This is a genomic window from Paenibacillus sp. FW101-FHT12H11 (assembly GCF_058790355.1).
In genome coordinates this window covers 531636-547781 of the sequence record NZ_JBYTCO010000002.1, presented here as the reverse complement: position 1 = coordinate 547781, position 16146 = coordinate 531636, and the positions used below count along the sequence as shown (strand labels likewise).

The following is a 16146-nucleotide window of genomic DNA, read 5'->3' as shown; positions in this document are numbered from 1 at the left end:
GATCGCTTTGAAAACAATAATGGGAGGTTTTCTGGAATGGGTAACCGGAAAGCTAGGAAATTTCTGGCTATGGCAACGAGTTTTACACTTCTGGCAGGATCATTTTATCTGCCTACGAATCAGCGGGCATCCGCTGCTGCTGCAGAAGGTGCTGACTTCTACTCGTCATTCGAGGCAAGTGACCCGATAGTGACTTGGGAAAATAAAGTCGAGTCAGACATCGACGGGAATCCTCTAACTTCGGGGATCGACGGCAATACGCCGTTTGCAGGCATTCCGGGCAGCATTACGAATAAAGTCGTTGAAGTAACCGCAAGAGGAGAGTACGCATCTTCAGGTGAAGTCGCCGTCAATTTGATCGATTCAAACACGAATTCCAAATGGTTGGATACGAACTCGACGAGCTGGGTCAGATTCAAGCTTAGTGAAGCATCGGCCGTCATGAGATATGCCTTGACCTCTGCGAACGATTCGGCTGGAAGAGACCCTAAAAACTGGCAGTTTGAAGGCTCCAATGATGGCAGCACCTGGACGACGCTGGATACGAGAACCAACCAGACCTTTAGCGAGCGTTTTCAGACGAAAGTCTATGACTTCGCGAATGAAACACCGTATGTCTATTACCGGTTAAACATTACGGCGAACAGCGGAGATTCTTACATTCAGATGTCCGAGTTCCAACTTTCCAACGGTATTGTTCTCCCTCCTCCTCCGCCAGCAGATATGAAGTCCTATGTCTCGAACGGTCCATCAGGACTATATAATGCCAAATCAAATGCAGGGTGGACCGGTTTGAAAGGGTTTACCTACTCCGGAACTCACCTGGTTGACGGCAGAGCTTATTCCTATAACAAAGTGTATGATGCCGATATCGCCGTGACGCCAAGTACCGAACTCTCCTATTACATTGCTCCTGAATTCACGGATAAAGCGCAAATGGATTACTCCAGCACTTACGCAGCGGTAGATCTCGCATTTTCAGATGGCACTTATCTACATAATCTTGGTGCGCTCGATCAACACGGCGTTAAACTTAATCCTCAAGAACAAGGAAACTCCAAAACACTTTACAACAATCAATGGAACTTCAAAAAATCCAATATCGGGGCGGTAGCCGCCGGAAAAACAATTAAACGGATTCTAGTTGGGTACGATAATCCAGCTGCGAAAACCGGTACGGGATTTAAAGGTACGATCGATGATATTAAAATTGTAGGGAGTCCTGCTCCTGTAAATTACAGCCGGCTCTCCGATTATGCCAACATCCTCAGAGGCACGCAGTCCAATGGAACTTTCTCCAGAGGAAATAATATTCCAGCCGTTGCTGTTCCTCACGGATTTAACTTCTGGATACCGAAAACAAATGCAAGCTCCGACTGGGCTTATTATTACAATCAAAGCAATAACGCGAACAACTTACCTACGATTCAAGCGTTCGCATTAAGCCATGAGCCAAGCCCTTGGATGGGGGATCGGCAAACCTTCCATGTGATGCCTTCCGACACGGTGGGAACGCCAAATATTAGCCGTACGACAAGGGCGTTACCTTTCAAGCACGAGAACGAAATCGCCAAGCCGTATTATTATGGCGTAACTTTTGAGAACGGTCTCAAAACGGAGTATACGCCAACCGATCATGCAGCGATGTTCCGATTCACATTTGCCGGAGATTCGTCCAATCTGCTTTTTGACAACCAAAGCAATAGTGGCGGTATTACGCTGGATGCAGCTAACAATGCTATCTCAGGCTACTCGGACCAAAAAAGCGGCCTTTCCACAGGCGCAACGCGCATTTTCATCTATGCAACCTTCGATAAGCCGGTTACTGCAAGCGGCAAGTTGACGGGCAGTGGCGGCGGTGGAACCAATGTGCAGGCCTACTACAAATTCGACACAACGACGAATAAAGTGGTCACGATGAAGATCGCAACTTCCTTGATCAGTTTAGATCAGGCCAAGAAAAACCTGGAGTTGGAAATCAGTCCTGCAGACACTTTTGAAACGATAAAAGAGAAAGCTCAAACACAGTGGGATCAACAAATGGGCATCATTCAGGTTGAAGGTGCCTCAGAAGATCAACTGATTACTTTATACTCCAACATGTACCGTTTATTCTTGTATCCGAACTCCGCTTTTGAGAATGTGGGCACGAATGAAGCGCCGGTCTACAAGCATGCGGATCAAACGCCGATTACATCATGTTCCACAAGTACGGCAACGACATCATGCGCCAAAATTAATGACGGCAAAATTTATGTTAACAACGGTTTCTGGGATACGTACCGTACGGCATGGCCGGCCTATTCCTTGTTAACGCCGTCTAAGGCTGGCGAATTTATTGACGGTTTCGTTCAGCACTATCGGGATGGCGGTTGGATTTCCAGATGGTCCTCTCCTGGTTATGCCAACTTGATGGTAGGAACAAGCGCGAATGTTGCTTTTGCGGATGCATACTTGAAAGGTGTTACGAACTTTGATGTTCAAAGCTTCTATCAATCCGCGTTGAAAGACGCTGCCGTCACTCCGCCAAATGCCAATGTAGGCAGAAAAGGGATGGCGACCTCCGTTTTCGACGGCTATACGAATACGGATACAGGTGAAGGCTTGGCATGGGCTGTAGATGGCTACATCAATGATTTTGGTATTGCCAACCTGGCCGATGCGCTCGCTAAGAAAAATGATACCAACGATGCGTATAACGCTCACTACAAAGATGACCAACAATACTACATCAACCGGGCACAAAATTATGTCAACATGTTTAACCCTGATTTAGGATTCTTCAATGGTAGAACAGCCAGTGGTGCTTGGAGATCCTCGGCGGCGAATTTCGATCCTAGAAATTGGGGCAACGATTACACGGAAACGAATGCGTGGAACATGGCTTTCCATGCTCCGCAGGATGGCCAAGGATTGGCTAATCTGTATGGTGGCAGAGCGAAGTTGGCAGAGAAACTGGATTCATTCTTCAGCATACCGGAACCTGCTTCCAGCTCTAATGCCGGTTCATACGGCGGTGTCATCCATGAGATGACAGAAGCCAGAGACGTAAGAATGGGACAATACGGCCACAGCAATCAGCCGTCTCACCATATTATCTACATGTATGATTATGCTGGGCAACCTTGGAAGACACAGGAGAAAGTTCGTGAAGCTTTAGACCGGTTATATCTTGGAAGCCAAATTGGCCAAGGTTATGCAGGTGACGAGGATAACGGTGAAATGTCAGCTTGGTATATTTTCGGAGCATTAGGCTTCTATCCGCTCAAAATGGGCAGCCCGGAATATGCGGTAGGCGCACCATTGTTCAAAAAAGCGACGATCCAACTTGAAAATGGCAAAAAACTCGTCGTTAATGCACCGAATAACAGCAAAGAGAATAAATACGTGCAAAGCTTGAAAGTGAATGGCGAAGCTTATACGCAAACATCGCTGCCGCATGCTGTGCTTGCAGCAGGAGCTACGCTGGACTTTGATATGGGGCCTACGCCTTCTACATGGGGAAGCGGAGAAAATGACGTGCCGTCCTCCATTACCCAAGGGTCTGCTGTTCCTGCTCCATTAAAAGACATGACAGATAAATTGGTTGCTCAAGGGTTTGCCAAAGTAACTGACAGTACGAACAGCTCCACAATCGGCAACTTGTTCGATAACAGCTCGAATACCCGAGTTACGTTAAACAGCGCGAAGCCATGGATTCAGTATCAATTCCTCGGCTCGAAAAAGCAGGCGGCCATGTATACACTGACTTCGGGGAATACTGACGGCGATGCGAAAAGCTGGATGCTGAAGGGCTCCAATGACGGTCAGAATTGGACGTTATTGGATCAAAGAACGAATGAAACTTTCGCATGGCGTTTGTATACCCGACCATTCACGATTCAAACTCCGGGTAAATATGAATTCTACCGATTAGAGGTTACAGAGAATTCGGGAACCGCTACTACTTCATTTGCCGAAATTGAGCTCCTTGGTTACCCAACACCTCTTGTAAACGATGAAACAGCGGTAGCTGAAACCGTTAAAGGCCTGGATTTAGGCAATACCAGCGCTGTGACAAAGAAGCTGACGCTACCTACCGGCAACTTTGAATTTGGTACAACGATTACATGGGTAAGTTCTAATCCTGCGATTGTTTCCAACGAAGGTAAAATTATAAAACGTCCTGATTTTGGGCAGCCGGATGAGATCTTAACGTTGACCGCAACGGTGAATAAAGGCAGCGTAAGCGCTACGAAGGTTATTACGATCACGGTGCTTGCTCTCAATGAAACGGATCTAAGCTACGAGGCCGGCGTTGATTTCAAAACAGGACTTGAAGCTGGCGATGTCATGCCGACTTGGGAAAACCGTACCATCGAATCAAAGAACATCGGCGAATTCTGCTGCGGAATCGGCGGCGTTGAAACAAAGGTTGGTACACCAGGACGAAATAACAGCACAAGTGCGATCCTGTATTCCGGTAATGCGACAAGTGCTGTAGAGAACTATGCTTATAATCAAATGTTTGACGCTGATTTCGACATTAAACCATCTACAGTGCTTTCTTACTGGATAAATCCAGAAGGCAGCGAAGGAACCGTACTGCCTGGTAATGCTAGAACAACAAGCCAGAATTATGCCGTTGACTTGCTGTTCACCGATGGCACGTATCTGCATAATCTGAGTGCCGTCGATCAAAACGGTGTTGGTCTTAATCCGCTGGCACAAGGAAATGGAGGTAAACTTATTTCTGATCAATGGAATTTTGTGACATCCAATATCGGAGCAGTAGCTGCCGGGAAAAGGGTAGATAAAATTCTCATTTCCTTTAATGCTACAGGGAAAACCGGATATTCACGCGGATATTTCGATGATATTTCCATTGAACACGGCAAGAGCGAAGCAACGGCGTTCTTAAGCGGCAGTTCCGTCGTTTCGGCTGGCCAAACGTTTAATTTGACGTATGGATTAGGCGGAGTGACACAAAGCGTATATGGTCAAGATTTTACGATTACGTATAATTCGGATATTTTTGAATTGCTTTCCGCTAAATCGGCGAAGGAAAAAGATTTCGTGATCGTGGACGAGAAAAAAGCGCCTGGTCAAAGCCGATACCTCGCCGTTCATGTTGGGCCGAGTGCTTCCCAGCCAAACGGTGCCCTGCTGTCGCTTCAATTCAAAGCGAAGACATCGGAGCTTGGCGCAGCCGGCACAATCGCGGTCTCCCAACTTGTGATTGCTGATGGAGAAGGAAAAGAGACAGAAATGTCAGGCGTTTCGAAAACGATCAGCATTAAAGCGGTGGACAAAACAGCGCTGAACAACCTGATTACAGAGGCGCAAGCAGTACACGACGCAGCTGTGGAAGGAACCAAATACGGTCAATATCCGGTAGGTTCCAAAGCAATTCTGCAAGTAGCTATCGATACGGCTAAAGCAGTGGCAGCGAACTTGCAAGCTGTACAGGATGAAGTAGACCTGGCAAGAACGCAGCTGAATGCAGCTTTACAAACGTTCAAAAATGCAATCAACAGCACAGTGGATAAAGCAGCACTTAATGCCTTGATTGCAGAAGCACAATCGACGCATGATGCAGCCGTAGAAGGCACCAAAACCGGCGAATATCCGGCAGGGGCTAAAGCACTTCTGCAAGCGGCCATTAACGCAGCCAGCCAGATCGCCAGTGACGCAGCGGCTACGCAATCTCAAGTAGATCAAGCTGTGACCGAACTGAACTCGGCTCTGCAAGGCTTCCTAGCATCGGTGAATACACGCGTACCTGAGGATATGAATGGTGACGATAAGTTTACTATCGGTGACTTGGCTATTGTGGCTGCTTATTATGGTAAAAATGATCAGGATGCTAATTGGAACCTGTACAAAAAAGCGGATCTGAGTGGCGATGGCCAGATCGATGTCGCTGACCTTGCGATCATTGCAAGTAAAATTTTGAATCAATAACAAGCTATCGGGAGGATGGCAGGCGGTAACGTCTTCCTCCCGATTTTTCTCATGGAAAAAAAGTGGAGGTGAACGCGATGAATAGAAAGACCTTCAAGAAATCGTGCAGTCTTTTACTTAGTTTTGTGCTGTTGTGGAGTATGTTGTTCATCACACCGGCATTCGAGCATTCAGCAGAAGCTGCGGCACCAAGCTTCAATGCAGGGTTCGAAAGCGCTGAGGCTGTTCAGCCAAACTGGGAAGATGAAACCGAAGCGAGCAATCATGTGAGCCAGGCGGAATCCAAAATTTCCAGCGAAATGCGCCAATCCGGTAAAAAAGCATTGCTTTATGCGGGAAAAATTTCCGATACAAGCGCAGCCTATGCTTACAATAAAGTGTTCGAAGTGAACATTCCTGTTAAACCCAATACCACTTTATCTTATTGGATTTATCCGCAAAGCCATACAACACTAGGCGGGACTGACTTGAATCATGGGAAAAACAGCACGTATGTCGCTGTAGATCTTGCTTTTGAAGATGGAAGCTATCTGCACAATTATCAAGCTGTTGACCAGCACGGTATTGTCATGAGTCCCGAAGAACAAGGCAAAGGCAATCAATTGGCTATAGACACATGGAATTTTATTACTTCGACTGTGGGTTCGGCTGCAGCGGGGAAAACGATTAAACGGATCCTCATTTCATACGAACAAAGCGGCGGAAACGCAGGGACCTACCGAGGATTTGTCGATGACATTCAAATTAGAAACTCTGAATTCGATCCGTCGGCCTACGCCAATCCGTTGTTAGGCTCACAGAACAATAAGCTTGATATTGTCGGTTTCGGCGGCAATAGGGGGAATACGTTCCCGGGTGCAGTTGTACCTTTCGGTATGATCCAATGGAGTCCGGATACCGGTTACAACGACCTTGGATCCGGTAAATCACCTTTGGGCTCAGGGTATGATTATGATCGTAAATCTATTGCCGGATTCAGTTTGACGCATATTGACGGTCCTGGCTGCGATATTGCGCAGAACATTCCCTTTCTACCAGTCGTAGGCAAAATGGGAAAATCCCCGGCAACACATTTCGAAGACTATGCTTCACCTTTTCAACGCGAAAATGAAATTGCAATCCCCGGCTATTATAGTGTCTTGTTGGATAAATACAACATTAAAACGGAATTTACATCAACGGAGAGAACAAGTATCGGCAGATTTACCTACCCTGCTTCCACACAGGCAATGATGCTGATTAATACGGGCATTAACGCCACAGGCGTTAGGGATGCCAACATCCAAATTGACAAGGATAGCAGCATGGTGACCGGGTATGTGAATGCCGGCGGATTCTGCGGGACCAAAGGGAGCGGTACATTAGCTGAAAATACGAACAACTACACCGTTTATTTCGCAGCAGAGTTCAGTCAGCCGTTCACAGAGGTCGGCACGTATAAAGGCTCTCAAATTACGAAAGACAGCCAATCTGCACAATCGGAAATTCCGAACAACCGGAAGGTTGGCGGTTATGTCAGGTTTGATACATCTAGCCAGAAAGAGGTTTATGTTAAGGTTGCGATCTCCTATACCGATATGGAGCATGCGAAGCTGAATTTGAAAACGGAGAACCCTGGCTGGAACTTCGAATCCGTCAAACAAACGGCGCAGGCCAAATGGAAAACGGCGCTCAGTAAAATTCAAGTCACAGGCGGGACCGAGAAGCATAAGCGGATGCTTTACTCTTTCTTGTATCATTCCTTGATACATCCGAATGTGTTCAGCGATGTGAATGGCGATTATAGAGGCTTCGATCAAAAGATCTATAATACCGGGGGCAAATACACCCATTATTCGACTTTTTCCGGATGGGACGTATACCGCACACAGATGCAGCTCATAGGGCTTCTATTCCCGGAAATAGGCTCAGATATCGCGCAATCCTTCGTTGATGATGCCAAAAGCAGAAGCGGGTTTTTACCGAAATGGAGTATTGCCAATTCCGAAACAAACGTGATGAACGGCGATCCCGCTTCGATAACGATTTCCAACATGTACGCTTTTGGAGCCAGAAACTTTGATTTGCAAGAAGCTTTGAAAGTGATGGACTTTCATGCATCGACACCATCCAGCTTGAATGGTCGCTTTAATTTGGCCGATTATCTGCAGCTGGGCTATATTCCGATTGAAAGAGGCGGCTGGGTAACCGGTTATATCCCGGAATATAACAATGCGGACTTTGCGATTGCTCAATTTGCTAAAGCGCTTGGAGACGAGGGGAAATATAATACGTATTTGACCCGCTCACAGAGCTGGAGGCTTTCGTTCAAAGATGGCTATATTCAACCGCGACTGGCGAACGGGAATTTCGAGAGCACCTTTGATCCAGCTAGCGAGCATGGTTTCCAGGAAGCAAACTCCGCTCAGTACACATGGGTGCTTCCTTTTGACTACAAGGGATTATTCGAGAAAATGGGCGGTTTGGAGGCAGCAAGAACAAGGCTCGATTTCTTCTTCCAAAAATTGAATGCAGGATCGACAGAGCCGTATTCATTCTTGGGTAATCAACCGAGTTACGGTATTCCGTGGGCTTACAACTTTGCCGGGCAGCCTTGGAAAACCCAGGAAATCGTGCGCAAAGGCATGACGGAGCTGTTCCACGATGGACCTGCCGGTCTGATCGGCAACAATGATTTGGGAGCGGGCTCTGCGTGGTTCGTTCTGGCTGCACTTGGGCTGTACCCGTCGATTCCGGGTATCGGTGGCTTTTCGATGCACGCGCCACTTTTCGAGGAAACGATTATTCAATTAAACGATTGCAAACAAATCAGGATAATCGGCAATCATGCTTCGGAAGAAGCGAAGTATATTCAGGACTTAAAGCTCAATGGCCACAGCTATGACAGTACCTGGCTGCCATACGAGTACTTCAAGGATGGAGCGGTTCTTGATTTTACGCTGGGCACAACGCCTAATACAAGCTGGGCAACGAATCCACCAGATCCGTTGGCGCCGCCTTCCAAGGGGCAGTTTGCTTCTCAAGTCGCCATTGCCTGCAGCAACTACACGCCAATGCAGGATAGCGCACAAAAGGCGCCCGACGCGAACAATTCGGATGCTGCACAGCCATTAGTTGCCGTTTTGAATACAAAAGAGGCAGCAGCTACCGAAGCTCCGGCTGGATTCAGCAGCGAGGCGAAGCCGTGGAGGCTTGTCCAGTTGCCTAATGTGAACGCCAGGTACAAGGAGGTAACTGGAAGATGATGAGACAGCTCTTAAGTCGTTGGCATGTTCTGATTTGCAGCCTGCTGATGTTCTGCCTGCTTCCGAACCTGATCGCTCAAGCGGCTCCTGGGGATTTAGTCAATGTCGCTCTTGCAAGCAATATGACCGTTAAGTTCAGCAAAGAAAACCAGCCTAATGAAACCGCTGTGAAATTGTTCGATAATAATGCCAACACGAAGTGGCTGGGGGCTCAAACAACGAATGTTTGGGTGCAGGTCCAATTCAATTATGGGGATACCCAAGCCGTTAGTAAATATGCCATGGTATCGGCCAACGATGCAGCGACAAGGGACCCCAAAAATTGGCGAATTGAGGGTTCGAATGATGGGTTGAGCTGGAACGTGCTGGATGAGCAAAGCAATCAATCATTCAGCGCACGTTTCCAAACGAAAGAATATACGATTGCTGTCGACAAAGTGAAGGAGTACGGCTATTACCGGTTGTTCATTTTGAATAACAACGGGGAGTCAACGAATACGCAATTAGCGGACTGGAAATTGTATGCAACGGAACTTGATGACAATACTTCTGTAGCGTCAGCAGTCGCAGCACTTGATTTAGGAGATACGACGGCTTTAACGAAAGGAGTCATCCTTCCATCAACGTTCAGGAAAGGCACAACCATCACGTGGGAAAGTTCGAATCCTGGCGTACTCAGCAACACGGGCAAAATCGTGAAACGTCCGGATCTCGGCCAGCCGAATGCACAGCTCACCTTGACAGCAACGGTGAAGAAAGGCTCTGCATCTCAGATCAAAAAGTTTGCCGTAACTGTATTGGCGATGCGGGAGGCCGATTACCAATATGAGGCGGGAATTGATTTCGACTCAGGTTTTGAAGCGGAGGATCTCGCTCCTACAGATACGACGGGGCCGGCTAATACGTACAGGATCTTGTCGTTGACGAAAAATGTCGGGGAATTTTGCTGCGGGATCGGCGGGATGGAGTCCAAAAAAGGTACCGGGGCGCACAATGGCGCGGCTGCTCTCCAATTTTCCGGAAATGCTCTAGATGCTAATCAATCCTACGCTTACAACCAAATCTTTGATACGGAGATTCCGGTTAAGGCCTCGACAACCTTGTCTTATTGGCTGTTTCCTGAGAAAGAGTCCGATGTTCTGTCGACTTTGACAAGAACGACAAGTAAGTACGTGGCGCTTGATATTTTGTTTACAGATGGTACTTATCTGCATGACTTGGGCGCCAAAGATCAGAATGGTGTCTTCCTTCATCCGAATTCGCAGGGGAAAGGCGGTTTCGTTGTCGAAGATCAATGGAATTTCATTACGACGAACCTCGGAGAAGTGGCGAATGGAAAAGTCATCGATAAAATTTTGTTCGCATTCGATTCCAGCGGTACGGTATCAGGCTTCTTTCGCGGCTCCGTCGATGATATCACTATCGATCACAGTTCGACGGTTGGAGAAAAGGATACCCTCGCCGTTAATGCCGCGAAAGCTGCACTTAGCTTAGGCGATACATCCGGAGTCTCCCATGATTTGAATTTGCCTGTAGCAGGCGAACAGCAAACAAGAATCACATGGGAGAGCTCAAATCCGCTGGTCATGAGCGATTCCGGGCATATCGTGACCAGACCCATTCAAGGGGAGCCAAGCGCGGAGTTAAAGCTGACGGCTACGATTATCAAAGGTGATTCGATCGCGACGAAGGCTTTTCAAATCGAAGTACTTCCCATGGACGACGCTGAAGCGGTTGATTTGGATAAAGCCGCACTGCAATTGGGAAATACGAGCGCGGTTGCTGACCATTTAACGCTGGTGACAAAAGGTAAATATCGATCGGCGATTGCATGGCATTCATCGAATCCTGCTGTGATTGACGATGCCGGGCATGTGTCCCGGCCAGAAGCGGGTCAACCGAACGCGGTAGTGACCTTAACGGCAACGATCACAAGCGGAGGGGTAGCGGCAAATAAACCTTTTATTCTGACGGTGGTTGCCCAAGGAGATAAGGGAGATCTGGCCGCAGACAAAGCCGAGCTTGAGCTTGGCAGCAGCAATACGGTGACCGGCAATGTGTATTTACCGAGTCATGGCCGATTTGGCTCCACGATAAACTGGAATAGCTCTAATCCAGATGCTATTAGTGAAACTGGGCAAGTTCATCGTCCAGGTGTCGGGCAGCCGGATGCGAGTGTTATGTTAACAGCTACGTTGACCAAAGGTGCCGATACTGATATGAAAACATTTTCCTTAACCGTTAAAGCAATGAGTGCAAACGAGCAAAGTGTGATATCGGCTGCAGCGTCGCTTGATTTGGGGAATACGAGATCCGTCGTGAACAATTTGTTCTTGCCGATCAGCATAAACGGTTCGCCTGAAGTGGTGATTACGTGGTCAAGTTCAGATCCGGGAGTGATCGATTTCCATGGCAACATCGTGCGGCCTTGTTACGGTGATCCGAATGTAACGGCTGTGCTGACAGCCAGGATTAGCAGAGGTACGACAAGCCTCACGAAAACCTTTAACATCACGGTTGCTGCGCTTGGTGAGGTCGAAGAGCCATTGAATGACGATGCAGCCTTAAGCAGCATCACAATAAATGGGGAGCGGATGTCCGGTTTTGATCCAAACAAAGCAGCCTACACCGTGGAACTGCCGGAAGGCGAAGTCCAAGTACCGACAGTTGCAGCAACAACGGCAGATTCGAATGCAACGTTGGTAGTTACTCAGGCTGACAAACTGCCGGGCCAAGCGACAATTGTAGTTACGGCAGAAGACCGCTCCACACAGAAGACGTATACGATTGATTTTAAAATAAAAGAAAGTCCTGCCGGAAACATCGCGTATTTAATCGGTGTTGATCAAGTCAGCTCCGGTGGCACTTTCGATCTTACTTATGATTTGCACAGCGTGAGTCAAAACGTCTACGCGCATGACTTGATCTTCACGTATGACGCGGCAGCTGTGGAGTTTATCTCTGCAAAATCGCGACAAGAGGATGTCTTCTTCGTAAGTACGAAGGAAACACCAGGTCAAGTCCGTGTCCTTGCTGCAAGGATAGCTGCGGTCAAAGATCTTCTGGCGACCGGTTTGATTAACCTGCAATGGAAAGCCAGATCTTCTGCGTTGCCTATATCCACAGCGATATCGCTGTCCAGCGCCATTATTTCAGACGGTGATGGGGTCGAAACCAATGTAGCTGGCGTTGTACATCCAATTCTAATCAACAGCGTAAACAAAGCCGGTCTCCATGAACTTATTGCGCAAGCTCAGGCAGCGCATGACGCGGCGGCAGAAGGCCCAAGTGTCGGACAATATCCGGTTGGTTCGAAAGCTGTGTTACAAGCCACTATCGCCCAAGCCAAAGATGTGGCCGATAACGCGGCAGCAAGCCAAACCCAAGTGGATCAAGCTTCCGCCGAGTTGAATGCGGCGCTCCAATCATTCCTGGCATCTATCAACACGCAAACGCCAGGTGACTTGAACGGAGATAACCACTTCAGTATCGGTGATTTGGCAATGATGGCATCTTACTATGGTAAAAATTCTGATGATCCAAACTGGGCATTGTATAAGAAAGCGGATCTCAACAATGATGGAGTAATTGATATCGGTGACATAGCGATTGCAGCAAAAATGATTCTTGGCTAGAAGGTAGGCTAGAGGTGGTGTACATTGTGACATCATCTCTTTTTTACATGTCTAAAAATGGAATAGAAGCTGCCCGGTGATCACATCCTAAGCTTAGCTTTATCAAGAAAAGGGGGAGCCTAGGTGAAATTAACGTCCGAGCAGCGCATTACCTTGCATGGTTTTAATAATTTGACCAAATCACTAAGTTTTAATATGTATGATATTTGTTTTACAAAAACCAAGGAAGAGCGCGAAGCCTATATTGCTTATATAGACCAGCAGTACAATGCAGACCGATTGACCGCGATCTTGAAGTCCGTTGCCGACATTATCGGCGCTCATGTGTTGAACATTTCCAAGCAGGATTACGATCCGCAGGGATCCAGTGTCACCATGTTGGTGTCCGAGGGTCCGATTGAGAAAGAACCGAATGAATCGTTTGAAGAATCGCCGGGCCCGCTTCCGGAAGCCGTTGTTGCACATTTGAATACCAGTCATATCACTGTACATACGTATCCAGAGTATCACCCGGACGAAGGGATCAGCACATTCCGGGCTGACATTGACGTATCCACTTGCGGAGAAATATCGCCGCTGAAAGCACTGAACTACTTGATTCGCTCTTTCGATACGGACATTATGACAATGGATTACCGGGTAAGAGGTTTCACACGCGATATCACGGGGCACAAGTTGTTCATTGACCATGAAATCAGCTCCATTCAGAACTATATTCCAAGTGAAATCAAAGACATGTACCAAATGATCGATGTGAACGTATATCAGGAAAATATATTTCATACGAAATGTAAGCTGCGAGAATTTGATTTGAACAATTATTTGTTCGGTTACACCAAGGATTCCCTGAGTAAGGAAGAGCAGCTGGAGATTGAGAAGAGCGTGAAATGGGAAATGGATGAGATTTTTTACGGGAAAAATATGGTCTTTACTTGATGGAAAGACGAAAAACCGCTCACTGGGAAAAGATCCCGATATGAGCGGTTCTTTTTTTGACTAGTCCGACTGAACAAGTTTCGGCTTTTTATTGCCGATTTTCAACTGGATTAAAATCATTATGGCTACGAGTATCGAAATGCCGATAAGAGCAGGAGAAAAACTGCCTGCATAATCATGGATAAAGCCTACAAAAAAAGGACCCAAGGCAGCAAAAATGTAACCGCCGGATTGCGTCATTGCCGATAATGCGCTGGCTTCCTCCGTATTCGATGTTTCATCGATAGGCAGCATTAAAGCCATGGGGAACAGTCCTCCTGCACCGATTCCCAAGAAGATGCAGGTGAGCCAAGGCGTCACGGGGAGCTGGAGCAGAATGAGTCCGATTAACTCCATAGCTGAACAACCAATCAGCCAGAGCATTCTGCTTTGAAAACGGCTGACGAGAATAGGAATGACCAGGCTGACAGGCATTTGTACGGCAGTAAATAAGGTCAAAATCATGCCTGCCGTTTGTTTCCCATAGCCCATTGCCTGCACCATGGGGGCCAGCCAGGCGGTAAGTGAGTAAAAGATGAAAGCCATCAACCCGAAAAAGCAAGTCAGCAACCAAGAACGTTTATTAGATAAGGGAAGCTTTAAGCTGCTGCTGTTTGATTTGGGCAAAGTGCCTGGCACGGCAGATTCAAGTGATTTCAGACTTTTCCGTTGCGGTCTCCACCAAAAGCAAAGCGCAAGGAAAGCCAGGACGGACCAAGAAGCGACGGACGCTTGCCAGGAGTGGTTAAAGACATTTTGCAGAGGTACGGAAAAAGCCGACCCAAGGGCGGCGCCAAGAACCATCGCCATGGAATAAACGCCGACGATCGCTGAAGGGTTAGAAAAATTTCCTTTGATAAATCCGGACAACAAAGGCCCAATGATGGCAATTCCGATTCCGGCAAGGAAAGCGGTAATTAGCATCAACCATTCAGAGGTAACAAAGTATCTCGCCGCAGTAGCAACTCCGATGAGCAATAGACAATAGGCAATCGCTCTTTCAATCCCCCACCGAATGCCTAGTTTCACTGCAGCAGGAGCGAAAAAGCCCATGCAGAGCACAGGCAGGGAGGTCAATAGACTGGCGCTGGAACCGCTCATGCCAAGCGCTTCCTGAATCGTTCCGAGCAAAGGAGAGACGGACGTTATGACAGGACGCAAATTAAGTGAAGCGAGAAAAAGGGCGGTAATCAGAAAAGCAAAGCGCATGATCGGTCATCTCCATGATTCATTCAAGATTTATCAGCTTAGTCTAATATATGGGAGTATCGTCAAAGACTGTCTCCCTATTATGCATTTATGCAAAGTGCAATATGTGTGAATTGAATTGATTTTCGGGTCAGCTTTTTGTGATTATGCGATAGAATATGCTAAGCTAATCGGGGACATCAAAATCCCAGAGGAGGGTGGTCTTTGAACGAGAAGGATTGCATCATGCTGCAGTATCTTGCAGAGGAACAGAGTCTGACAAAAGCGGCGGAACGCTTATACATTACGCAACCCGCGCTATCTTACAGGATTCAGCAGTTAGAAAAAGACTTCGGGGTGCCAATCATCGTTAAATCCTCTAAGGGGACAAGACTTACCCCGGAAGGAAAATATCTGGTTGCCTATGCGAAAAAAACACTGATCGAAATGAATAAAATGAAGGATCACATGATGAGCTTGCGTAATGAGGTCAAAGGGACACTAAGACTGGGCGTTGCCAGTTACTATGGTCTATACAAACTTCCGCCGATCCTCAAAAGGTTCAAAGAGTTTTGCCCAGACGTTCAGTTTAATGTTACATCCGCTTTAAGCCCGGAGATTCTTGAATTGCTCCAAGAGGAAGAAATCCATGTAGGTGTTATTAGAGGTGACTACCCGTGGTATGATGCCCGATGTCTTTTACACGACGAGCATATTTATTTGATATCCAAAGATGATATTGATTTAGATAACCTCCCGAACTTGCCTCATATCTACTATAAAGAACCAAGAATCAAAACCATGAGCTCCATGAAATCTCCCTTCAGTGAAACGATTCAAGCCTGGTGGCATGAGCGGTATAACACGCCGCCTACGATTACAATGTGGGTAGACGCCTATGAAACTTGCAAAGAGATGGTAAAGCAGGGGCTGGGCTACTCGATTGTTCCTGGTGTTTTTGTTTCGCCGCAAGATGGATTGAAAACCACAGAGCTGATCCGAAAGAACGGAGAGCCAATCAAACGAAACACATGGATGATTTATCGGGAATCAACTTTAGAGCTTGCGTTTGTGGATAGATTTGTGGAATTTATGAAATCCCAATATGTTTAATAAAATGTACAGTGCCATTTGGCAGTGTATTTTTTTTGCTCCGCTAT

6 protein-coding genes are annotated in these 16146 nt (G+C 47.1%); 5 read left to right on the top strand and 1 reads right to left on the bottom strand.

The annotated features are described in order from the left end of the window. Positions 1-36 precede the first annotated feature (36 nt). From AC3WTJ_RS08120 to speD, 4 genes are all read left to right on the top strand, one after another. Positions 37-5943 carry a GH92 family glycosyl hydrolase gene (locus AC3WTJ_RS08120; protein WP_492521397.1) on the top strand — a complete coding sequence of 1969 codons (5907 nt, stop codon included), beginning with the start codon at positions 37-39 and terminating at the stop codon, positions 5941-5943. A 77-nt stretch (positions 5944-6020) separates the two neighbouring features. After that, complete coding sequence (locus tag AC3WTJ_RS08115; protein ID WP_492521396.1) at positions 6021-9188, top strand: GH92 family glycosyl hydrolase; 3168 nt, start codon at positions 6021-6023, stop codon at positions 9186-9188. After that, a complete protein-coding gene (locus AC3WTJ_RS08110) occupies positions 9185-12823 on the top strand; it encodes an immunoglobulin-like domain-containing protein (RefSeq protein WP_492521395.1) in 3639 nt (1212 codons plus the stop codon). The genes AC3WTJ_RS08115 and AC3WTJ_RS08110 overlap by 4 nt, the downstream gene beginning before the upstream one ends. A gap of 123 nt (positions 12824-12946) precedes the next feature. Continuing rightward, entirely contained in the window at positions 12947-13759 is an 813-nt protein-coding gene (gene speD, locus AC3WTJ_RS08105; protein WP_127451576.1) for an adenosylmethionine decarboxylase, read from the top strand. Between the two features lie 60 nt (positions 13760-13819). Here the strand turns inward: speD and AC3WTJ_RS08100 are convergent, their stop codons facing one another. Further along, the gene (locus AC3WTJ_RS08100) at positions 13820-15007 is read right to left on the bottom strand and encodes an MFS transporter (protein ID WP_492521394.1); all 1188 of its coding nucleotides are present in this window, start codon (positions 15005-15007) and stop codon (positions 13820-13822) included. 204 nt (positions 15008-15211) lie between these two features. Here AC3WTJ_RS08100 and AC3WTJ_RS08095 point away from each other — a divergent pair, with 204 nt between their 5' ends. Next, positions 15212-16099 (top strand): LysR family transcriptional regulator, encoded by an 888-nt coding sequence (locus AC3WTJ_RS08095; RefSeq protein WP_492521393.1) that lies wholly within the window; start codon positions 15212-15214, stop codon positions 16097-16099. Positions 16100-16146: the final 47 nt, after the last annotated feature.

Coding starts and splice junctions, on each gene's coding strand:
- AC3WTJ_RS08110 (WP_492521395.1), top strand. CDS start 9,185: ATGATGAGACAGCTCTTAAGTCGTTGGCATGTTCTGATTTGCAGCCTG.
- AC3WTJ_RS08115 (WP_492521396.1), top strand. CDS start 6,021: ATGAATAGAAAGACCTTCAAGAAATCGTGCAGTCTTTTACTTAGTTTT.
- AC3WTJ_RS08120 (WP_492521397.1), top strand. CDS start 37: ATGGGTAACCGGAAAGCTAGGAAATTTCTGGCTATGGCAACGAGTTTT.
- AC3WTJ_RS08100 (WP_492521394.1), bottom strand. CDS start 15,007: ATGCGCTTTGCTTTTCTGATTACCGCCCTTTTTCTCGCTTCACTTAAT.